This window comes from Brucella tritici (assembly GCF_008932295.1).
GTDB classification, from domain to species: domain Bacteria; phylum Pseudomonadota; class Alphaproteobacteria; order Rhizobiales; family Rhizobiaceae; genus Brucella; species Brucella tritici.
This window is the reverse complement of record NZ_WBWA01000103.1, coordinates 1-334: the sequence shown is the minus strand read 5'-3', so window position 1 is coordinate 334 and position 334 is coordinate 1. Positions and strand designations below refer to the sequence as shown.

Sequence of the window (334 nt, the reverse complement as noted above, 5' to 3'; positions counted from 1 at the left end):
GTATGCGCCGTCTCTGCCCCATTGATTTTGGGTTTGCGCTTGAAGTATTGAGATTTTGATCATTCGCTGAATGAGCGTATTTGTTACTCACAAATGAGCTCATTTTTGCTCTCATTCAATCTGCGCGCATAGGCCCATGGCATCAAGGCGTCGATGTCCTTGGCCAGATGACCGTTGGCGAGGCTGATGAAGAGATCGCGCAGATAAGCATAGGGTTCGACGCCGTTCATCCGGCATGTGCCGATGAGACTGGCAAAGCGAGACCAATTGCGTCCACCTTCATCGTGACCAGCAAAAAGCGCATTGCGACGATTCATGGCCGGACTGCGGATGG

The 334-nt window shown here is 51.8% G+C and carries 1 protein-coding gene; it reads right to left on the bottom strand.

Features of this window, described 5'->3' with window-relative positions; translation table 11 throughout:
- Positions 1 to 83: 83 nt before the first annotated feature.
- Positions 84 to 334, bottom strand: a 251-nt coding sequence (locus tag F9K91_RS25645) for a transposase domain-containing protein (protein WP_167522294.1), incomplete at its 5' end; no start/stop codon positions are given.